Raw genomic sequence first — 19,177 nt, forward strand, 5'->3', positions numbered from 1 at the left:
GAACTCACCCTCCCAGTTAACACCCGCACCCGCGGTTGCCGGCCTCTCTCACTGAAGGCAGTACCAGCAACCGTCCCGTCGTCAGTGCAGGAGTCGTGCGGATCGCCCCTTGAAGTGCCTGGCCCCGGCTGCTGGGTTGTGGCGTCACCGCCGCCAACGGTCCCGATCCACCTCAAGGGCCTCGCGGTCCCAGTGCCCTGTCTCCGCGGCCGCCTCGTAGGTGGCATGAAGGAACCCCAACAGCTTGCTGTCGGGGTCCGGCGCGGAGCGGACGTTTTCATATGGAAAGAGGTATAGCCTGTCGCTTTGGCGATATACGACGCCGTCGGCTTCGTTCACATACTCGGCGTAGCCTGGCGGCTCTGGGTACGTGTAGGCATAGAAGGCCCCCTCCTCCCCCACACCGGGCCAGAACCCGCAACTGCTCAGCTCGTGGGAATAGCCCTCCACCATGACCCAGTCGGCACAATTCGGAACCCCACCGGGGTGAGCAGGCGCCACGCGTCCGGAGAAGCGCGCGTAGGCCAGGTCCATGCCTCCCCAGAACAGGTGGACGGGACTGGCCTTGCCCCTGAAGCGGGAACTGAATTCTTTCAGGACCCGGTCCGCCTCGATTAATTGCTGCCAGAACGTCCGGATGGCACCCGGGTCGTAGGAGGCGTGCTGATGGTCTTCGGCGAAGGGTATGGCCGGTTCCACTTCGTTCGGGACCGCACGGATGGATGCCTGGATGCCGAGCCTGCCGAGGGTCTCAAACACTTCCGCATGGAATGCTGCCACCGATTTGGGTTCCAGGACGATGGTCCCGGCAGTTCCATCGCTGGAGCGGACGTGCAACTGGTGGTCGCAGAAGTCGAATTCGATGTCGAAGGCCCCGCCCCCGTAGGGGATCGTCGACGTCGTCAGTCCGCGCGGCGTGACGTACAGCGTCACGTGCCACCAGTGGTTCAGCATCGGAGTGAGCGCCATGCGGATCTTGCCGACAATCTGCGTCCACATGTGCACGGTGTCCCGGGTCTGAATCCAGTCATTGACCCGGAGTGCCGGCCACCCGCCGCCAGCGCCAGGAACTTCAGCCGCGTCCATCGCAGGTCCTTCCGTGCCATCTACCGACTCCACGATCCGGCCGTGCCCGCTGGTTCCGTCCATGGAAGGGTGCCCAGTTGCCGGCGCAGTAACACCGCCGCTCCTGCGGGCGAGCCTACGCCGACGCCGGTAGGCCAGCAAGGGGCCCGCAGTGGACAGGAATTTGTCCTTGACTTTCGCCCGGAGGCGGACAAATGTGGGCTTCCGAGGGCAGCGTCCCCGGTCCGCAGACCGGCCGGGGGGGCGGCCAGGAAAAGCTGGCGGCGAACCCGCAGCGCGGTGCCGCAGCGTCGGCATGTTGGCCGGCGTTCGGCCGCGTTCCCAGGTCCACCACCCCTGGTATCGCCCTGTTTTGGCGGGCCCAACTTTAGGGGAGGCCGAGATGAATAGTCTCGATACAAGCAGCAAAAGCGCCATCGCCAGCCGGCCGGTGAAGCCCGGGGAGTTTAGGCTCGAGGTCATCGTCGTGCCGGTCTCGGACGTCGACCGGGCCAAGCGCTTCTACGAGTTGCTGGGCTGGCGCCTCGACGCCGAAGTCGCCGTCGAGGACGGCTACCGGCTGATGCAGTTGACGCCTCCGGGTTCCGGCTGCTCGATCATCATTGGCGCGGGCGTCACCTCGGCGGCGCCGGGCTCGGCCCAGGGCCTGCACCTCGCGGTCTACGACATGGACGCTGCCCGAGCCGACCTCATCTCGCGCGGGGTCGACGTCAGCGAGACATTCCACGACGCCACGGGCGTATTCCACCACGCCGGGACCGAAGGGCGCCTGGACGGTCCGGCTCCCGGGAACAAGGACTACGGCTCGTTCGCCTCCTTCAGCGACCCGGACGGCAACGGCTGGATTCTTCAGGAGATTAAGACCCGGCTTCCGGGCCGCTGAAGCAATCAACGCTGAAAGGAGAGGCTGATGGCCACCACTTACGAGTCCGTGGGCGACCTTGCGGAAGCCCTCAGGCGGGCCGCGAAAGCGCACGGCAAGCACGAGGAGCTAACCGGCCAGGAAGACCCGGATTGGCCCGACTGGTACGCGCTCTACATGGTGCGCGAGCACGCCGGGGAGGAGTTGCCGACATGAACAGCGACTACGACGTGATCGTGATCGGCGCCGGCTCCCCCGGCGAACACTGCGCCGGCGCCCTCGCCGAGGGCGGCCTGCGCGTGGCGGTCGTGGAGCGCGAACTGGTCGGCGGCGAGTGCTCGTACTGGGCGTGCATCCCGTCGAAAACCCTGCTGCGGCCCGGTGAGGCGGTCCATGCGGCACGCGAGGCTGCCGCCACCGCCGAGGTCGACGTCGAGGCGGCGCTTGCGTGGCGCGACTTCATGGTTTCGGACTACTCCGATGCCGGGCAGGAGCGCTGGCTGGCCGATCACGGCATCGACCTGCTGCGCGGCACCGGGCGGCTCGCCGGTCCGGGCGTCGTCGAGGTCGACGGCGTGCGCCACACCGCCCGCCACCTGGTCCTCGCCAACGGTGCCGAACCGGTCGTGCCCCCGGTCCCGGGCCTGAGCGGGCTGAAGGGTGTCTGGACGAGCCGCGAGGCGACCTCCATGAACGGCATCCCCCGCCGCCTGCTCATCCTCGGCGGGGGGCCGGTCGGCGTCGAAATGGCCCAGGCGGTGCGCCGGCTCGGCGCCGAGGTGGCGGTGGCGGATATGTCCCCGCACGTCCTCGGCCGGGAGCCGGCACCGCTGGGCGAGGCCCTCGGCGAGGTCTTGAGCCGCGAGGGCATCGAGCTCGTCCTGTCCGCGCGCGCGTCCGCAGTGCGGCGGGAGGGTGAGGACTTCGTGGTCGAGTTCGACGACGGGCGCGAGCTGCGCGGTGACCGGCTGCTCGTCGCCACGGGGCGGCGCCCACGGGTCCGCGGGATCGGCCTGGAGAGTGTTGGCGTCGAGCCGGAGGCCCACGGAGTGCCCGTTGATGCGCGCCTGCGCGTGGCGGAGGGTTTGTGGGCGATCGGCGACGTCACCGGCATCTGGCCGCTGACCCACGTTGGGAAGTATCAGGGCGATGTCGTCGCCGCGAACATCCTCGGGGAGGCGCGGGAGGCAAACTATGAGGCCGTTCCGCGGGTCACTTATACGGACCCGCAGGCCGCGGCGGTAGGCGCCGCCGAGGGCCGCTTCAGCGCCACGGTCCCGGTCTCGGAACTGCCGAAGACCGCCACCTACACGCGCGCCTACGCCGAGAGCAACGGCTTCCTCACCCTCCTCAGCGACGGCGACAAGCTCACCGGCGCATACGCGCTCGGCCCGGAAGCCGGCGAGTGGCTGCAGCAGGCGACACTGGCAATCCGGGCCCACATCCCTTTGGACGTCCTGAGCGACACCATCCAACCGTTCCCGACATTTTCGGAGATCTACATCGCCGCGCTCAAAGCCCTCCGCGGACAGATCGCGGCCAGCCACAAACTCATAGGCGCGGGACCACAAACGGCGGGCTGATGACTCGCAAAATCCATCGGATTTGCCCTTCTCACACCTTGGGGAGGTCGCCACACGCTGAGCCAGCCAGCTCACCAATTAATTTTTGGCGTGAAAGAAGAAAGAAGAAAGAAGCCCGTAATGGAATTTCTGACCCACCTCGTCACCACTGTTCCCGACGGAACACCGGACGCGACCGTGGACGAGACCAGGTCGCGGGAGGCGATCAGGGCGGCAGAACTAGCGTCCGACGGTCATCTTCTCCGGCTGTGGCGGCCCCCGGCGGCACCGGGTGAGTGGCGAAGTATCGGCCTTTGGAGTGCGGAAAATGAAAGCGAGCTGATGGGCATCCTCGCAAGCATGCCTTTGCACGTATGGATGACGGTCGAAATCATCCCTCTGCAGCCGCACCCGAACGACCCCGCTAGCAAGAAGGCCTAAGGGGCGGCCGCGAGATTCCGTCGTTGGATTGCCGAGCTTCATGGAGAGTTCAGCGGGTAAAGACTGGACCGGAGAACGTTTGCAAGTCTGGTCTCTGTCCCGCCGTTGCCATATCGTTGGGGCACGGATTACATTCGACCGGCGGAGCTCCGCATCGGAGGTACAAGATGGGAATCATCTCGTCTGGTTTTCACGGAAAACGGCGCACCGGCAATCCAGCGTTACCACCCGGCCAATACGAGACAGCAAGCTTTCCCGTGCTGACGGCGGGCCCTGCACCCTATATCGCCACCGCTGACTGGGAATTCTTCATTACAACGGAGACGGGGCAGCGCCGCGCCTGGTCCTGGAATGAATTCTTGGCGCTACCACAGGTTGATGTCCGGACCGATATTCATTGCGTGACCAGCTGGTCCAAGCTGGACACGTCGTGGCGCGGGGTGTCCCTCGACACCTTGTTCGAGGACGTGGAAACAACGTCCGAGTTCACTACGGCTCACTCCTACGGCGGCTATACAACCAATGTCCCGCTGCAGGACCTGCTGGGCGGCCAGGCATGGGTGGCCTGGGAATTCGACGGTGAGCCACTGGAACGGGCCCACGGCGGCCCTGCCCGCCTGCTGGTACCCCACTTGTACTTTTGGAAGAGTGCGAAGTGGATCAATGGCATCGAGCTGATGCCGCACGATGTTCCCGGCTTCTGGGAATCTAACGGCTACCACATCTACGGCGACCCGTGGCGCGAGGAGCGCTACTCATGAGGCAGGACACATGAGCACCCTGTGGCGCGTCGCCGAGGTGGTCAGCGGCGTTCCCGAAACGGAATCGTCCAGAACCATCGGGCTGCGCGTAGACGGTCTGAACGGCAACCTTCCCGGCCAGCACATCGATATCCGGCTCACGGCCGACGACGGTTACACGGCAGTGCGGTCCTACTCCGTGGCCACAGCCGGGATGGACGAAATCCTGGAGATCACGGTCGACGAATTGGCCAACGGGGAGGTCTCCCCCTATCTGGTCAGAGACCTGATGGTCGGAGACCAGTTGGAGATCCGGGGCCCCGTCGGCGGCTGGTTCGTCTGGCGGCCGACGGACCCGAACCCGGTTCAGCTGATCGCCGGAGGATCCGGCGTCGTCCCGCTCATGTCCATGATCCGCGCCCACGAGGCATCCGAGAATCCCTCACAGTTCCGGTTGCTGTACTCGCTCAAATCCCCCGAGGCAGGGTTCTATCGGGAGGAGCTGACCTTGAGACAGGAATCTCCCAAGCTGACCGTCGACTATTTCTATACACGCAAAGTTCCGGAGGGCTGGCCAAGCGCCCCGAAGCGACTCACCGCTGAAACACTGTTGGCAAACGTCCTGCCGGCGGATGTTTCCCCCGACACTTTCATCTGTGGTCAGACAATGTTTGTCGAAACGGTCACAGAGTGGATGGTGCAGGCGGGCTATCCGACCGCCTCGATTAAAACCGAACGCTTCGGCGGAACGGGAGGAATACGGTGACTGGCAACAACAGCTCCGCTTCCCCTGGTGCTGAGGACCCGCGCCTCGAGGACCAGGACATCGCCGGAACCGCAGGCAATCCAATACCTCATCTTGACGGGAACGCGGCAGCAGGACAGCTGTGGGAATTGTTCCGCATTGACATCATTGCAGCGATCGGTCGGTGCAAGAACTGTGGCGCTGTCAGGGTCTTCGGGGAAGCAGCGGTATATGCCGACGCCCCGGGAATAGTTGTGCGCTGCAGTTCCTGCGGGGGCGTCCTGCTGCGTCTCGTAGAGACTCCGACCAAATTCTGGCTCGATGTCAGTGGACTCAGCTACCTTCAGATCGACCGGGAGAGCTAAGGTACGACTCTGGCATCCGCCCCGCCGTGCTCAAGACCGCAGGACGCGGACACGTCACAGCACGGTGAAGAAAAAACGATCCCCGCGCTGCGGAACTCCTCAGAGACGTCATCTTCACAGCGCTCAAGAACGGGCCGCCGCCTTGGCGAGTGCTATCTGTGAGGAGGTAGTCTACGACAGTGCCGAAGACCCTCAACCCTTACCAAGATGTCCAGATGAAGGTCGAGCATAGCCTGACGGCATCTTCCGCACGGAGGGATCAGGCCGCGCCCTTCGTTCCCGCCGCGGCAATCGTCAGAAGGGGGCCGGCCCCAGCGGCGGCAGCCGCACCCAGAACAACGAGTTCTGCCGGAACACCCGTGGCCGCGGTTAGGCTTGCAACCATGGCGATCATTCATCAGGCAGAATTGCAGCCGACGAAACTTGAACTTCTTGAAGAGTGGCTGCCCCGCCAGCCGTGGTTCACTGAGCCCGGCACGGCAGGACTCCGCAAAGTAGGCTCCTACCGGTTCGATGACCCCGCCGGCGAAGTCGGCATAGAAACGATCATCGTCTCGGTGGGCAGCTCAACCGTTCAAGTTCCACTCACGTACAGGGCCCAGCCCTTGGCCGGCGCGGAACCATGGCTAGTCGGAACGATGCAGCACTCGGTTCTCGGCCCGAGATGGGTTTACGATGCCTGCGCCGATCCAATCTACGTGGCAGCGTTGGCGGCGAGCATCATGCTGGGCCGTCCGCAGGCAGATCAATACCTCCAAGCAGAGGGAAAGCAACAACTCCTGGCGCAGTCGGTCCTCGTGCACAGCACCGGACCGAAGCACGATGCAGTTCCTGACGTCTCTTCGCCGACACCCCGCACCACCGACGCCGGCACTGCTATCGAGACTGCCAACCTCCGCATACTCGTTACCCGGCGACTGGACCTCACCGAGCAACCAGTCGGCCGGCTCACGTTGACCGGTACCTGGGAAGGACAAACGGAAAGCGTGAAACTCGCCGCCATAGGTGACGCCTGACCGCCGGAGACGAACCCGCCCTCCGGCCACAGAGTTTGAGCGCCCACCGGCCCGCCAACTTGAGCGTTAGGTGCGGTCCACCCCATCGGTGTCTCCGGGGAGCTTGCTGCCTTCCTGCTGTTCAGCCTGGTTCCCGTGCTGTTCCCGCAGTTCTCGCCCGCGACGGATGTCGTCTTCCTCGCGGGCCTGGAGTTTGTCGCTCTGTTTCGTGTCCCGTGGTGGCAGCTGGATGGTGTCTTCGGCCTCGATGCCGGCCTGGAGCTGCCGTCCACGCTCCATTTCGGCGTCGAACTCGGCACCGAACAGCAGCGACATGTTCAGGATCCACAGCCACAGCAGCGAGATGATGACGCCGCCGATCGAACCATAGGTCTTGTCGTAGCTGTTGAAGTTGGCCACGTAGAAGGCGAAGGCCAGGGACGCAAGCAGGAATATTACCAAGGCGATTGTGGATCCCAGGCTCATCCAGCGGAACTTGGGCTGCTTTACGTTCGGGGTGGCGTAGTAGAGGATGGCGATTGCGAGGATCACGAGCAAGATGATCACAGGCCACTTGAGAATGTTCCACGCCGTTAGGACGGCCCCGCCGAGGCCGACCGCGTTGCCGACGGCCTCGGCCACCGGTCCGCTCAGGACGAGCATGGCTGAAAGCACGAGGACGATCAGCACGGTGGCAATCGTGACGACGAGCATCGTGCCGCGAAGTTTGATAAAGGGCCGGCCCTCATCGATTTCGTAGATCCTGTTCATTGCCCGGCCAAACGCGCCGACGTATCCGGAGGCGGACCAGAGGGCGGTGACGATGCCGATCACTAGGGTGAGTCCGGCGGCGGAGGAGCTGCTGAGTTGCTCGACTGGCTGGCGGATAGCGTCCACAGTGTCACCGGGCGCGAAACCCTGGACGATCTGAAGGAGCGCGGATGTGGTCTTCTCGGCCTGCCCGAAAATGCCCAGCAACGACACGAGGGCCAACAGCGCCGGGAAAATCGAGAGGACCGAGTAGTAGGTCAGGGCGGCTGCGAGATCCGGGCACTGGTCCTTTGTGAATTCACGCAGAGTCTTCTTGGCGATGTACTTCCACGAGGGCTTGGTGACGTCGGCGGGGCTGTCCGGTTTGCGGGAGTCGTCCGGAGCGGGCGCCGTGCGGGCCTTGGCGGTGCTGCTCTCGTCCGTTTCAGCGTCGGTCATGGAGTCATTTTCTGCCTTGGCAGGGTTCTTGGCCATGGGAAATCCTTCTTGGGGGGTTAAGCGAAGTGGCCGGCCGCCCAGCGCATCAGCGAGGGCAGCCGGCCATATTCAGATGCGGCCATTAGGCCTGCTGAACGTTGTCCTTAGCTTCGGCGGTCCGATCCTTGACGTCCGCCACAGCGGTTTGGCCTTCTGCCTTGACATGATCGGTGGCGTCCGCGGCAGTGGCCTTGACGTTCTCCATGGCTTCCTGAGCGGGCTCCTTGAGTCCCTCAGCCACGTGCTTTGCGGCGTCCGTCAGTTCCGTGGTGAGCGGCTCGGCGGCCGACTTGAGGGCCTCAGCGGCTTCACGCTCTTTCTGGCTGGCCGGGATCAGGGACGACACAAGCAGGCCTGCGCCGAAAGCGATCAGCCCGGCAGCCAAAGGGTTTCCCTGCGCCTTTGTCTTCAGCTGTGCGGGAGCGGCAGCGACTGCTGAACCGGCGTCACTCACGTGGGCGCCGGCGCTTCCGGCGGCTGAATGGACGTTGTCCGCGGTGTGGTCGGCGGCTCCCATGACCTTCTCCTTCACTCCGGATACTGCGTCCTTGACCTTGTCGGTTTGCCGCTGGACGATGTGCGACGGCGTGACCTTGTCAGCGACGGCGTCAACGTTTGTGCCCAGGCGTGCGCGGGTTGCTTCAATATCTGCTCGGATGACATCCGGGTTTTCACTCATCGTGTTACCTCGCTGGATCTAAGAGTTGGGTTTAAGTGTGGGCGGGATTTCCTGCAGGGTCTCCGCGGTCCTCGGCATGCCCTTGATCGCGTTGAGTTCCTTTCGGCCCATGGCTGCCAAGATGGCGGCGACAATTGCCCAGATGACGGCGACAACAACAGCGGACCAACCCAGACCGATCACGTACCCCAGCGCCCACCAGAGCGCCAAAGACAGGAACAGGAGCACAAAGTGGCCCGCTACGCCGGCGCCAGCCAGCAGGCCGGTGCCTTTGCCGGCGCGGGTGGCGGACTGCTTGAGTTCGACCTTGGCCAGCTCCACTTCCTGCCGCATCAGGGTGGACATGTCCCGCGTGACCTCACCCAGAAGGTCACCCAGGGAAGAGGCGTCAGCCTTCGCTTGGGCTGGGGTGGGAGGAATTTCGCTGCTCATCGACGGCCGCCGTCAAAGGGCTCATCGCGAAGCGGATCAGCCGGCCGCAAGGGCTCGCCGGCAAGAGGCCCTGAGGCCCGGAGGCCCGGCCCGGCGTCCCCGAGTGGATCGGTAGCGCCCAACTCGGAGTCCAGCGGATTCGGAGGGTAGGTGTCCGCAAAGCCCGCCGTCGTGGTTTGCGGAGCCGGCATCTGCACCGGCGGCGGCGGAACCGCTACCCCGGTGTCGGGGATCCGCCCGGCGGCGGACGTTCCGGTAGCGGTGGTGCCCGTCGTTTCGGGGGCCCCGGTGCTCAGGCTGCGGCTCAGACGTCCGGCCAGTACACCGGCTCCGGCCGCGAGCAAGAGGAACGTGCCCGGGCGCTGGCGGGCAAAGGATTTTACCTCGGTCAGGAGCGAACCCGGGTCCCGACGATCGAGCCAGGACGCAACAGCGGAGGACCGCTCTGCGGCTTGGCGGACGAGGTCGGTGGCCACGCCGGGCTGATCGGAGGCAGCGGCCATGGAATGGAGTTCGCCGGCGACGGATCTCAGGCCTTCGGCAACTTTCTGCTGCTGGGTTCCTGCCTGATCGGTGAGATCAGACTTGGCCTGGTGCAGCAGGTCCCGGGCATTGGTCTTGACCTCGGCGGCGACGTTGACTGCCTCCGTCTTGGCCGTTTCCGCGACATTCTGCGCCGCGTCTGCGGCGTGGCGCTTTACGTCCGCCGCTTCCTCCTTGGCTGCCTCCGATTTAGAGGCAGAGCTTTGGGCACCTTCAGCGGGCACCACCCCGACTTGGGCGTACTCGTCAGTGGAAGCCGGGGGTGTTGTCTGGGCCCATGGGTTCTCTGTCATCGTTGCTCTCTTTCAGGAATGGTCCGCTTGGGATCGTGGCTGGCGGTTCCGGATGAATTAGTAAGCACGGTTACTAACTAAATAGTAAGCACACTTTCTATATGTTCCGCAAGGCCTTCGCCGAAATCAGACGGGAGGCGAACCGCAAACAGCGTGCGGCGCGGGCTTCCTGCATGAAAAATAGTAAGCATGCTTGCAAAATGGATGCAAGGCATGCTTAGTGTGGAGGTGGACGTCGGCCCATATTGGCGCCGTCCCCGACAACGTGATTTCGTTGCCACCCAATCAGGAAGGCTCTCTTCGTGATCCTCGCCCCTGAGCCCCACGCCTGGGACGGTTACCGGCTTCTGACCGCAGCGGCCCGTCTAGTCCAGCGTCTCCACGACGACGCCCTGGCACCGTTGGGGCTGACGCGTGCCGCCGTCATCGCCTTGGAAGCCGTGGCACCCGGCCCCATGTACCAGGAACAGCTCGCCGCAAAGGTTCACGTACAGAGCCAGACCCTCGGGCGCGTCCTCGCTCGGCTGGAAGAGGGAGGTCTGGTCACGAGGACACGAAACCCAGCTGACCGACGCCAATTTCAAGTCCAGATAACCGACGCCGGAAATGACGCCCTGCGAGCGGCCCGCCAGGCCGAGAGAGCTGCCGTCCCCGCGGATTTCGACGGGTGGGAGACCCTGTCGGAACAACTCGCCCGGTTCGTGGATTTCTTCCAGACCCCCCAGCCCAGGACGACTCCAGGCGCCGGCGCCCCTCCGGCGCCCAAACCAGACCCGGCAGCTCCAAGGGACTAGACTCCTGCGCTCGGATCCCGTCCTACCTGCCACCCGTCGCCCATGGCCAGTCGACGCAACCATTACAGGCAGAGCCGCGAGGGACGAGGCTCGACAGCAGGCCGCGACACCGGGTATTGCACGACACTACGCATGCTGATTAAATCGCGGTTACGGCCGCATTCTACGACCGGACTACCGAAAGGAAGTACAGCAATGGGCATTCTTGCATTCCTCATTCTCGGCCTTATCGCAGGAGCTCTCGCCAAGGCGGTCCTTCCCGGCCGGCAGGGAGGCGGCTGGGTCATCACACTCGTTCTTGGCGTCGTGGGCGCAATCCTCGGCGGCTGGATCGGTTCATTGATCTTCGGCGGAGGGCTCGGTGACTTCTTTGACCTGCGAACCTGGCTCCTCGCCATCCTCGGGTCCGTTATTGTGCTCGTGATCTATGGCGCCGTTGCCGGCCGCAGAACCAGGGCATAGAGCCCTCGCATGCATGATCATCCCGTGAGGGCGGTCTGCGATTTCTGTTAGACGGCTGCTGGCCGGTGCTGTGACACCCCGGGAAGCAACGCCCGGGGTGCTCAGCCCGAACCTGCCGGAGGCACACACTGAATGAGGCCCAGGACCATGACCGGCCCCGCTGCCCGCAACACTTCGTCGAGCGCAGGCTCCGGAGGCGCCCCGGGGGCAGGTCCTTAAGGGGGCCGTCGTCACCTTCGCCTTACTATGCGAACGGCGCCGACGCCGAATCGCGCATCTTGACCGGGCGGCAGAAAACGGGGTGCGCGCCACGCTGATCGGCGTCCCCGGTACACCGGCGAAGCGGCCGAAGTCGCCGCTCCGCGCGCCCGGCACCACGGTGACCAGAGATGCAAAATCAGCAAGGAGATGGACATGGAAAACTTATTCCGCCGCACCGGCATCGACGTGCCCGAACCAGTCCGGCGCTTCCTGCAAGGTGAGACAGATACCTGGCTCAGAGTCGAGGAATACCGGGACGGAAGCACCTTGGTCATCAGAACCGATATCCCCGGCATCGACCCCGACAATGACATCGATATCACCGTCACCGACGGCACCTTGCACATTGCTGCCCGGCGCACGGAACCAGCCCACAAGGATCAACCGGGTTACCGGAGCGAAGTGCGCTACGGCGAATTTTCGCGCGGCATCCCGCTGCCCCGCGGGGCCAACCCCGAGGCTGTTGAGGCCAGCTACGTCGACGGTGTCCTCGAGATCCGTGCCCAGCTCCCGGAGCAGTCCGGAACGTCCGCCACGAAAGTCCACGTCTCCCGTGGTGGAAGCCAGTCACCGGAAGCACCCGAAAACTACGTGACCTGACCGGCAGGACAGAGCGGGAACGACCAGATGACAATCAAGCTCAACAACGCGGCGCTGCGGCATGCCCGGCGGCTGATCAAGGACACAAGGATCGCCCGGGATACCCGGGGCGACTGGAGCGAGCACGCCCCCGACACCGACCAGGAAAACGCGTTCATCGACCAGCACGGCTACACCGAGTACGGCACGTGGCATCTGGGCGAAGACACCGAGAAAACAGCCGACACCAAGGGACGTTACAGCTTTCCCTTTGGGGATTTCCGGCGGCTGCACCGCTGCGCGATTCTTGCCATCGAGAACCGGGCCGCCCAGAACGACCACGATGACATCGCCAAAGCAGCGAAGTCCCTCCTCGACGAACTCGACAAGGACTAAGGCTGGCCGCCCGGTGCAGCTATGGCCTCTTGCCTGTTGCAGTGCCAGTATGTTGGGAATCAGGCTCAATCACGGCACCCCGGCTCCGGGCAGAAAGGACGCACGGTCATGACCTACATCAACAACTTCGGCGATGTGGGACAAGGCGACGTCGCTGTGGCCGGCGGCAAGGGCGTCGGATTGGGCGGTCTCATCCGGGCTGGGCTGCCGGTTCCTCCAGGGTTTGTCCTGAACACCGCAGCCTACGCGGATTTTGTGGCTGCCAACGAGCTCGAGGCCGGCATCCGTGAGCTGGCCGAGCTGTCGCCGCTGGCGGCGCCACAAGACTACGAGGATGCCTCGAAGCGGATCCGCGCCCTGTTCTCCGACGGCACCATGCCGGCAGTGATCGCAGCCGAACTCGGCGTTGCTTATGGGCGCCTGGGCAAGGGGGATTCGGCCGTGGCAGTGCGCTCCTCTGCCACGGCCGAGGACCTCGCCTCGGCCAGCTTCGCCGGGCAACAGGAAACCTACCTTAACGTCCGCGGGACGGAGGCCCTGGCCGCGGCCGTCACCGATTGCTGGGCTTCCCTGTGGACGGCTCGTGCCATGGCCTATCGGGCCCGTGAGGGCATCGGGCCGGACGCGGTACGCCTCGCGGTAGTGGTCCAACAGATGGTGGAGGCCGAGGCGGCCGGGGTCATGTTCACCACCAATCCGGCTAACGGGCGCCGCGACCAGATCGTGATCAGTGCCGCGTGGGGTCTGGGCGAGTCCGTGGTCAGCGGTACCGTGACCACGGATGACGTCGTCGTCGAGGCAGGCACGGGCCGGGTGCTGTCTCGCCGCACGGCTGCCAAGGAGGTCATGACGGTCTATGCGGACCACGGCACGCGGGAGCAGGCGGTGCCGGCGGCGCGCCGTCGTCAGCCCGTCCTGGATAACCAGGCGGCGGCCGCGCTGGCCGGCTATGGGACACGGATTACTGATCATTTCGGGGCGCCGCAGGACATCGAGTGGGCACAAGCCGGCGGCGAATTCTTCATCCTTCAATCCCGGCCGGTCACGGCACTGCCTGAGCCGACGGCTGACACCCCGGATGTCTGGACGGTGCCCTACCCGAAGGGGCTCTACTTCCGGGCGAGCATAGTGGAACAGTTGCCCGACCCGCTCTCGCCGCTGTTCGCAGACCTTATTGACGGCTCCGTGGCCCGTTCGTTGCGGGCCCTGATGGCCGAGGCCGTCGGCAAGAACGTCATCCGCGATGACGACGTGGGACTGCCCACCATTAATGGCTACGCCTATTACTACTACCGCACCTCGGGAATGTGGCGGGTGATGGGCAAGTCGCTGACCGCAGTACGGGCGCTGGTCCGCGGCAAGGCGCACATGGGAGTGGCCGGCTGGCGGGAATTTTCGCATCCCCGCTACGAGCAGGTGATCAAGGACTGGTCCGCGACGCCCGTCGAGGAGCTTTCCGGCGAGGAACTGTTCGACGGCGCGCAGGCGTTGCTGGACGCCGGCACCGTGTACTACACGGCCGTGCAGTCAATCATTCCCATCGCCGCGACAAGCGAAATCTCCTTCCGGACGTACTACGACAGGCTGGTTCGGCGCAACGGAGATCCCCCCGCCCAGACCTTCCTCCTCGGCTACGACAGCGAACCCATCCGGGCGGAGAAGTCGCTGTACGACCTCGCAGCCTGGGCCCGGGACGTTCCCGGGCTGGCCCCGGCAATCCTCAACGCACCGACAGCGGCACTCGTCGAGGCGCAGCGCACCGGGGTCCCGCCGGCCGGTGTGGATCAGGCGCTCTGGCAGCAATGGCATCCCCGCTTCCGGGATCACCTCGACCGGTTCGGCCATGCGGTCTACAACCTCGACTTCGTCAGCCCGTTACCGGCCGACGATCCCTCGACCCTGCTGGGGACGGTGAAGTTTTACCTGCGGGGACAGGGCAATGACCCACACGAGCGCCAGCGGCTGTCGGCCGAGCGCAGGGAGAACCAAACCAACCAAGCGATCACCCGGCTCGGACCGAAGCGCAAGGCCGCGTTCCTCCGGTTGCTCCGGTGGGCTCAGAACGCCGCGCCGATCCGCGAGGACGCCTTGGCCGACGTCGGTCTGGCCTGGCCGCTGCTGCGGCGCATGCTGCTCGAGCTCGGACGACGGCTGGTTGACTCCGCCGTCATCGCCGAGGCCGCCGACGTGTTCTGGCTGCGCCGCCATGAGCTGCAAAGCGCCGTCGAGTTCGGCCTCGCCGCGCCGGGCGCACCCGCGGCAGTGGCAATTACCGGAGCCGACAGGCCCGTCCGCGCCGACGCCGTCGAGGAGCGCAAGATGCTCTGGCGAGGCCAAGCCAAGGCCGCTGCCCCGCAAATGCTCCCGGAAAGCCGGTGGATGGAGGGGGCCTTCGGGAAAATGATGCCCGCAGGCTCTCAGGACCAGCCCGGCGACATCATCAAAGGCGTCGGCGCCAGCGCGGGCCGGGTCACCGCTCCGGCCCGAGTCCTGAGGGGACCCCAGGATTTCGCCCTGATGGTGCCAGGCGACGTCCTGGTCGCCCGCATCACCACTCCGGCATGGACCTCGCTGTTCGCGATGGCCTCCGCCGTGGTCACCGACGTCGGCGGTCCGTTGAGCCACAGTTCGATCGTGGCCCGCGAGTACGGCATCCCGGCCGTGCTCGGCACCGGGGTGGCCACCCATCGGCTCACCAGCGGCCAGCGGATCCGCGTGGACGGCGACGCCGGCACCGTCACGATGGAGGATCCGGCCGCTACGCCGGGGCCGTGAAGACGGGCGGCCTTCAGAACGCTCCTGCAGCCGGCTTGCCTGCTGGAAGCGCCTACAACCAGTCCCCGAATACCTTTGGCATCCGGCAGCTGCAAGAGGGACGTCAGGTCACGGGCGAACGTTGCCGGATGGCTCTCATAGTCGTCTTCCAGGAACAGCAGCCACCGTCCAGGGCCGGCATGTACGGCGTCCCCTGAAGCAGATGAGCGTGCAAAGGTTGCCGCCGACGACACGGCCGGACGCCTTGCCCGGCTGGCGGCCCTCCCCCGCTCCCCCGCCATGGTCACGCCCCGGAGGGAGTGATCTGGACTGCATGGCCGGCGAGGAGCATCGGCGGTAGATTGTGGGCATGGGACAGACTTCCTCAGGCCGCCGGGATTTGCTCACCGATCGACTCTTAGGCGTGGCGGAGTTCAGCCATGCGCATTGGTTCTTCGGCAATCTCTATGAGGCCCTCGTCAAAATTCCTCACCGTGTCGCGGCCGCGGAAGCAAGCCGTGAACTCCCCCGCTCGCCCTTTGGAGCGGGCAGCCCCGGCCGCTACTACGCCCCGATCGCACCGATCAACGCGCCGGCGGCCATCGCCGCCCTCGCGGCAGGCTGGAATCATGCCGACAGCAGGCCATGGCTGATAGTCGCTGCCGCCAGCTCGACGACAGGTGCGGCCGCCACCGCGTATCTGCTCCGGTCCATCAATCCCGAGCTATTCTTCAGCCCACAACCGCTCAGCGAGACGCGCCGCAACCCCCTGCTGAAGCGGTGGTACAGGGTCCACGCCCTCAGACTCACAGCCAGCGCCGTTGCCCTGGCCGCCATCCACGAGGCACGAACACTCCGGCTCAGAAGCCGCGGATAGCAGCCAGGCGCCACCGACCTGAAGGAGATCTTCATGGGCAGGCTCACTGTCACCGCTTTCACCACTCTGGACAACGTGGCTGAGGAGCCCCAGCTCTGGTCTGGCCCGTTCTTCAGCGACGCCACCGTGGCATTCAACGAACAAGTGCTGTCCGTGGCCGACTCGATGCTGCTCGGCCGGGTCACGTATGACGGTTTCGCCGCCTCCTGGCCGTCGCGATCGGGCGACTTCACCGCCGACAAGTTCAACGCCATGCCGAAGTATGTCGTGTCAACCACCATGGACCACGCGGACTGGAACAACAGCACGATTATCGCCGGCGACATACCCGGCCGGGTCCGTGCTCTTCGCGAGCGGGAGAACGTGATCGTTTGGGGAAGCCCGACGCTCGTCAAGACGCTCATGGACGAGGGTCTCGTCGACGAATACGTTCTGCTGGTCTCCCCCATCGTGCTCGGGCATGGCAAGAAGATGCTGTCGGAGGACGGAACCCGGCGCACGTTGCGGATTGTCGAACAGCGGCTCCTCGAAGGCGGGATGCTGGCACTCCGGATGGCTCCGGCAGTGCCCTGAGGCGTATGCCGATCGGCCGATGGGCTAGCTATCCAGTTTGGGTGCTGCGCGGACGTGGGCGCGTTCCGGAAGTAGTGGCATCGACCGGGAAGGTCATGAACGCTGGCGTCTCGTACGGATGCGCCGACAGCGCGGCGTCGACGACGGCGTTGCGCCGGGAGCGCGGGTAGATCGCCTCGATCCTGGTTTCCGGCGCCTCCTCGGGCACATTGACGGTGCCGATGGTCGGGTTCGCGCCCGGCAGCGGCGTAAAGCGCCCGGTGCCTTCGAGGCTGAAGGAGCAATGCGAGTAGTTGCCCAGCCTGCCCGCCCCGGCGTCGCCAATGGCCTGTCGGACCGCGTGCGCAGCTTCGGTGGGGACGTAGATGACCAGACAATCCATTGGTTCCATGGCAGAAAGTCTGCCACGCCGCACAGATGGGTAACGGTGCCATACGCCCCCTGGCTCCGCCCTGACGAGGTCACGAAAGCTGCAGCGCCAGAAACCGCAGGCCTGGACCGTGTCCGACCTTCCGCTGCTGGATGCGGCCCTCAGCATCAACTACCGAACGCCCGAGGAAGTCATGGCGGAAGCCGAGCCGGTCATCAGGGCGGCCCTTCCGGACGCCAACGTGCCGACGTCTATCCCTAGCAGCGGCACCCCCGTCGTCCACGGGTCGACGTCGGAGCTAGGCTCGCCATGTCGCGATGACCCGGGCCACCCAGCAACTCGTCATCCTCACAACCCCCGATACCCGCCAACGATCATGATCGCCCCCCCGACGACCTCGAGGTGGAGGAACGCTGAGCGGCGCGAAGCGAGGTGCGTGCGCCGGGCGCCAAGGCGCCAGCTCCGGCTTATCATGGTGATCACGGAACGGAACGCAAGCGGGGGCCGCTTGGCATGATCAACGAACGCGAACGCAATGAAGAGCCGACGGGAAACGTTGCGCTCGTGACCGGTGCCAGCCGAGGCGTCGGCCGGGGCATCGCGCTTGGCCTACTGGCAGCGGGGTTTCGAGTTTACGGCTCGGGCCGCTCGATCGAGCAGGCAGACCTGCCGCGGGAGATACGGCGCCTGCGCTGCGACCATCTCAAAGACATAGAGACGGCACGCGTGTTTGAAACGATCCGGGCCGAGTGCGGCCGCCTCGATCTCCTTGTCAATTGCGCCTGGGGCGGCTACGAGAAGATGGTCGAAGGTGGAGCATTCACGTGGTCCGCGCCGTTTTGGGATCAACCGGCGCATCGCTGGACCGGCATGATCGACGCCGGAGTACGCGCGGCATTTGTGTGTTCGGCACACGCGGCGCGCTTGATGACGCCGCGGCACCGCGGCTTGATCATCAACATCAGCTTCTGGTCGGCGCAGCGTCACCTCGGCAACACGATCTACGGCGTCGCAAAAGCGGCGACGGACAAGATGACCTCCGACATGGCCGTCGAGCTGAAACCGTTCGCTGTGCCGGTAGTCTCGCTCTACCCCGGACTGGTTCGAACCGAGGCGGTCGTGGCAGCGGCGGAACGTGGGGCGTTCGATCTCTCGACCAGCGAAAGCCCTGAATTCATCGGCCTCGTGATCAACGCGCTGTTCCACGATCCGAACCTGCTGACGCGAACCGGTCAGGTGCTCATCGCCGCCGCGGTTGCGAAGGAACTCGGCGTACTGGACATCGACGGAAGTTCGCCGCCGGCGCTGACACTTGGGGACATCGATTTGGAGGGATAAGCCCCCGATGATGTGGCACCAGACTCGCCGTCGGAGTCCAGTACGGACTCAACGCCCACTTTGCCCAGGGCTGACAGGTCCCGGACGTACACGGTGGTCATGAAGAAACGGTAAGGGCCATGCAACACTGGTCCGATGTCGGCGTTTAGCATCTTCACTTCCAGCGAGTTTTCCGATGGCGAAGTTCTGTCGTTGTACGAATCTGTGGGGTGGTCCGCCTATACCCGGGATTCAGAGCTGCTCACTAGGGCGATCCGAAGTTCCTCGTTTGTCGTGATGGCCCGGAATCAGGATGGTGAGCTTGTTGGCCTCGCGCGGGCAGTGTCCGACGATGCGACCATCTGCTACCTGCAAGACATCCTCGTACGGCCGTCATTCCAAGGCGCCGGAGTAGGGCGGGCTCTGCTTGAGCACGTCACTGCACGGTACGCGCATGTCCGACAAACAGTGCTCGTCACTGACAATGATCCAGAGCAACGCGGCTTCTACGAAGCCATGGGATTTACCGAGGGGCTGAACTTCGCTCCGGAACCCGTGCGCGTCTTCGCTTTATTTCGGTAGCTTCCGAGTTTCAGCGCTGAGTGACAGCTCTCTTCGGTGCGGAACGATCACCTGAGCCGACCGGATCCGGCAGTTCTTCCGGGGGCGGGGCACAGCGTCAAAGACGTGCAACTGATCAGCTGAACCTTCTGGGGCCGGGGGCGTCGTCGAGTCAAACCTTGGAATCGCAGCTGCCCCACTGTTGGTAGTCTTTAGCCGACTATCGCCATTCCTCCAGACAT

Annotated in this window: 23 protein-coding genes; 17 read left to right on the forward strand and 6 right to left on the reverse strand. The window is 64.9% G+C overall.

Annotation, left to right across the window (positions count from 1 at the left end):
- Positions 1-144 precede the first annotated feature (144 nt).
- Entirely contained in the window at positions 145-1,086 is a 942-nt protein-coding gene (locus tag BLQ10_RS07220; protein WP_091560093.1) for a DUF5996 family protein, read from the reverse strand.
- Positions 1,087-1,468: 382 nt separating this feature from the next.
- Between BLQ10_RS07220 and BLQ10_RS07225 the strand changes: the two genes are divergently transcribed.
- The 8 genes from BLQ10_RS07225 (at position 1,469) to BLQ10_RS07260 (ending at position 6,817) form a co-directional block, all read left to right on the forward strand.
- Positions 1,469-1,969: a VOC family protein gene (locus BLQ10_RS07225; RefSeq protein WP_175558512.1), complete on the forward strand. Its 501-nt coding sequence runs from the start codon at positions 1,469-1,471 to the stop codon at positions 1,967-1,969.
- A gap of 27 nt (positions 1,970-1,996) precedes the next feature.
- Positions 1,997-2,164 carry a hypothetical protein gene (locus BLQ10_RS22315; RefSeq protein ID WP_175558513.1) on the forward strand — a complete coding sequence of 56 codons (168 nt, stop codon included), beginning with the start codon at positions 1,997-1,999 and terminating at the stop codon, positions 2,162-2,164.
- Positions 2,161-3,531 (forward strand): dihydrolipoyl dehydrogenase family protein, encoded by a 1,371-nt coding sequence (locus BLQ10_RS07230; protein ID WP_091560098.1) that lies wholly within the window; start codon positions 2,161-2,163, stop codon positions 3,529-3,531. Before BLQ10_RS22315 ends, BLQ10_RS07230 begins: the two co-directional genes overlap by 4 nt.
- Positions 3,532-3,651: 120 nt before the next feature.
- Positions 3,652-3,951, forward strand: a complete 300-nt coding sequence (locus BLQ10_RS07235; RefSeq protein ID WP_091560101.1) for a muconolactone Delta-isomerase family protein — start codon at positions 3,652-3,654, stop codon at positions 3,949-3,951.
- A gap of 167 nt (positions 3,952-4,118) precedes the next feature.
- Positions 4,119-4,712, forward strand: a complete 594-nt coding sequence (locus BLQ10_RS07240; RefSeq protein ID WP_091560104.1) for a sulfite oxidase-like oxidoreductase — start codon at positions 4,119-4,121, stop codon at positions 4,710-4,712.
- A 10-nt stretch (positions 4,713-4,722) separates the two neighbouring features.
- On the forward strand, positions 4,723-5,457 hold the full coding sequence (locus BLQ10_RS07245) for an FAD-binding oxidoreductase (protein WP_091560107.1): 735 nt from the start codon (positions 4,723-4,725) through the stop codon (positions 5,455-5,457).
- A complete protein-coding gene (locus BLQ10_RS07250; RefSeq protein WP_217635796.1) occupies positions 5,454-5,801 on the forward strand; it encodes a DUF6510 family protein in 348 nt (115 codons plus the stop codon). Before BLQ10_RS07245 ends, BLQ10_RS07250 begins: the two co-directional genes overlap by 4 nt.
- A 179-nt stretch (positions 5,802-5,980) precedes the next feature.
- Positions 5,981-6,817, forward strand: a complete 837-nt coding sequence (locus BLQ10_RS07260) for a CG0192-related protein (protein WP_254785447.1) — start codon at positions 5,981-5,983, stop codon at positions 6,815-6,817.
- Positions 6,818-6,883: 66 nt separating this feature from the next.
- Here the strand turns inward: BLQ10_RS07260 and BLQ10_RS07265 are convergent, their stop codons facing one another.
- The 4 genes from BLQ10_RS07265 to BLQ10_RS07280 all read right to left on the reverse strand — a co-directional run bounded on the left by BLQ10_RS07265 (position 6,884) and on the right by BLQ10_RS07280 (position 9,991).
- A complete protein-coding gene (locus BLQ10_RS07265; protein WP_091560115.1) occupies positions 6,884-8,041 on the reverse strand; it encodes a YihY/virulence factor BrkB family protein in 1,158 nt (385 codons plus the stop codon).
- An 85-nt stretch (positions 8,042-8,126) separates the two neighbouring features.
- On the reverse strand, positions 8,127-8,723 hold the full coding sequence (locus tag BLQ10_RS07270; protein ID WP_091560118.1) for a DUF3618 domain-containing protein: 597 nt from the start codon (positions 8,721-8,723) through the stop codon (positions 8,127-8,129).
- Between the two features lie 18 nt (positions 8,724-8,741).
- Positions 8,742-9,155, reverse strand: coding sequence for a phage holin family protein (locus tag BLQ10_RS07275; protein ID WP_091560121.1), 414 nt, complete (start codon positions 9,153-9,155; stop codon positions 8,742-8,744).
- Entirely contained in the window at positions 9,152-9,991 is an 840-nt protein-coding gene (locus BLQ10_RS07280) for a hypothetical protein (RefSeq protein WP_091560125.1), read from the reverse strand. The genes BLQ10_RS07275 and BLQ10_RS07280 overlap by 4 nt, the downstream gene beginning before the upstream one ends.
- A 302-nt stretch (positions 9,992-10,293) precedes the next feature.
- Between BLQ10_RS07280 and BLQ10_RS07285 the strand changes: the two genes are divergently transcribed.
- The 7 genes from BLQ10_RS07285 (at position 10,294) to BLQ10_RS07320 (ending at position 16,687) form a co-directional block, all read left to right on the forward strand.
- Positions 10,294-10,785, forward strand: coding sequence for a MarR family winged helix-turn-helix transcriptional regulator (locus tag BLQ10_RS07285; RefSeq protein ID WP_091560128.1), 492 nt, complete (start codon positions 10,294-10,296; stop codon positions 10,783-10,785).
- A gap of 195 nt (positions 10,786-10,980) precedes the next feature.
- The gene (locus BLQ10_RS07290; RefSeq protein WP_091560132.1) at positions 10,981-11,247 is read left to right on the forward strand and encodes a GlsB/YeaQ/YmgE family stress response membrane protein; all 267 of its coding nucleotides are present in this window, start codon (positions 10,981-10,983) and stop codon (positions 11,245-11,247) included.
- Between the two features lie 414 nt (positions 11,248-11,661).
- Complete coding sequence (locus BLQ10_RS07295; RefSeq protein ID WP_091560135.1) at positions 11,662-12,108, forward strand: Hsp20/alpha crystallin family protein; 447 nt, start codon at positions 11,662-11,664, stop codon at positions 12,106-12,108.
- Between the two features lie 27 nt (positions 12,109-12,135).
- The gene (locus BLQ10_RS07300; RefSeq protein WP_091560138.1) at positions 12,136-12,483 is read left to right on the forward strand and encodes a hypothetical protein; all 348 of its coding nucleotides are present in this window, start codon (positions 12,136-12,138) and stop codon (positions 12,481-12,483) included.
- Positions 12,484-12,591: 108 nt separating this feature from the next.
- Positions 12,592-15,258 (forward strand): PEP/pyruvate-binding domain-containing protein, encoded by a 2,667-nt coding sequence (locus BLQ10_RS07305; RefSeq protein ID WP_091560140.1) that lies wholly within the window; start codon positions 12,592-12,594, stop codon positions 15,256-15,258.
- Positions 15,259-15,607: 349 nt separating this feature from the next.
- Positions 15,608-16,114, forward strand: coding sequence for a hypothetical protein (locus tag BLQ10_RS07315; protein WP_139164194.1), 507 nt, complete (start codon positions 15,608-15,610; stop codon positions 16,112-16,114).
- Between the two features lie 33 nt (positions 16,115-16,147).
- On the forward strand, positions 16,148-16,687 hold the full coding sequence (locus BLQ10_RS07320) for a dihydrofolate reductase family protein (protein ID WP_091560145.1): 540 nt from the start codon (positions 16,148-16,150) through the stop codon (positions 16,685-16,687).
- 28 nt (positions 16,688-16,715) lie between these two features.
- Here the strand turns inward: BLQ10_RS07320 and BLQ10_RS07325 are convergent, their stop codons facing one another.
- Positions 16,716-17,069, reverse strand: coding sequence for a YqfO family protein (locus BLQ10_RS07325; protein WP_091560147.1), 354 nt, complete (start codon positions 17,067-17,069; stop codon positions 16,716-16,718).
- Positions 17,070-17,570: 501 nt separating this feature from the next.
- On the opposite strand from BLQ10_RS07325, the gene BLQ10_RS07335 reads away from it, so the two are divergent.
- On the forward strand, positions 17,571-18,395 hold the full coding sequence (locus BLQ10_RS07335) for an SDR family NAD(P)-dependent oxidoreductase (protein WP_091560153.1): 825 nt from the start codon (positions 17,571-17,573) through the stop codon (positions 18,393-18,395).
- 135 nt (positions 18,396-18,530) lie between these two features.
- Entirely contained in the window at positions 18,531-18,956 is a 426-nt protein-coding gene (locus BLQ10_RS07340; RefSeq protein ID WP_091560156.1) for a GNAT family N-acetyltransferase, read from the forward strand.
- Positions 18,957-19,177: the final 221 nt, after the last annotated feature.

Source organism: Arthrobacter sp. ok362 (assembly GCF_900102785.1).
Taxonomy (GTDB): Bacteria; Actinomycetota; Actinomycetes; order Actinomycetales; family Micrococcaceae; genus Arthrobacter.

Coding starts and splice junctions, on each gene's coding strand:
- BLQ10_RS07220 (WP_091560093.1), bottom strand. CDS start 1,086: ATGGACGCGGCTGAAGTTCCTGGCGCTGGCGGCGGGTGGCCGGCACTC.
- BLQ10_RS07225 (WP_175558512.1), top strand. CDS start 1,469: ATGAATAGTCTCGATACAAGCAGCAAAAGCGCCATCGCCAGCCGGCCG.
- BLQ10_RS22315 (WP_175558513.1), top strand. CDS start 1,997: ATGGCCACCACTTACGAGTCCGTGGGCGACCTTGCGGAAGCCCTCAGG.
- BLQ10_RS07230 (WP_091560098.1), top strand. CDS start 2,161: ATGAACAGCGACTACGACGTGATCGTGATCGGCGCCGGCTCCCCCGGC.
- BLQ10_RS07235 (WP_091560101.1), top strand. CDS start 3,652: ATGGAATTTCTGACCCACCTCGTCACCACTGTTCCCGACGGAACACCG.
- BLQ10_RS07240 (WP_091560104.1), top strand. CDS start 4,119: ATGGGAATCATCTCGTCTGGTTTTCACGGAAAACGGCGCACCGGCAAT.
- BLQ10_RS07245 (WP_091560107.1), top strand. CDS start 4,723: ATGAGCACCCTGTGGCGCGTCGCCGAGGTGGTCAGCGGCGTTCCCGAA.
- BLQ10_RS07265 (WP_091560115.1), bottom strand. CDS start 8,041: ATGGCCAAGAACCCTGCCAAGGCAGAAAATGACTCCATGACCGACGCT.
- BLQ10_RS07270 (WP_091560118.1), bottom strand. CDS start 8,723: ATGAGTGAAAACCCGGATGTCATCCGAGCAGATATTGAAGCAACCCGC.
- BLQ10_RS07275 (WP_091560121.1), bottom strand. CDS start 9,155: ATGAGCAGCGAAATTCCTCCCACCCCAGCCCAAGCGAAGGCTGACGCC.
- BLQ10_RS07280 (WP_091560125.1), bottom strand. CDS start 9,991: ATGACAGAGAACCCATGGGCCCAGACAACACCCCCGGCTTCCACTGAC.
- BLQ10_RS07290 (WP_091560132.1), top strand. CDS start 10,981: ATGGGCATTCTTGCATTCCTCATTCTCGGCCTTATCGCAGGAGCTCTC.
- BLQ10_RS07295 (WP_091560135.1), top strand. CDS start 11,662: ATGGAAAACTTATTCCGCCGCACCGGCATCGACGTGCCCGAACCAGTC.
- BLQ10_RS07300 (WP_091560138.1), top strand. CDS start 12,136: ATGACAATCAAGCTCAACAACGCGGCGCTGCGGCATGCCCGGCGGCTG.
- BLQ10_RS07305 (WP_091560140.1), top strand. CDS start 12,592: ATGACCTACATCAACAACTTCGGCGATGTGGGACAAGGCGACGTCGCT.
- BLQ10_RS07315 (WP_139164194.1), top strand. CDS start 15,608: ATGGGACAGACTTCCTCAGGCCGCCGGGATTTGCTCACCGATCGACTC.
- BLQ10_RS07320 (WP_091560145.1), top strand. CDS start 16,148: ATGGGCAGGCTCACTGTCACCGCTTTCACCACTCTGGACAACGTGGCT.
- BLQ10_RS07325 (WP_091560147.1), bottom strand. CDS start 17,069: ATGGATTGTCTGGTCATCTACGTCCCCACCGAAGCTGCGCACGCGGTC.
- BLQ10_RS07335 (WP_091560153.1), top strand. CDS start 17,571: ATGATCAACGAACGCGAACGCAATGAAGAGCCGACGGGAAACGTTGCG.
- BLQ10_RS07340 (WP_091560156.1), top strand. CDS start 18,531: ATGTCGGCGTTTAGCATCTTCACTTCCAGCGAGTTTTCCGATGGCGAA.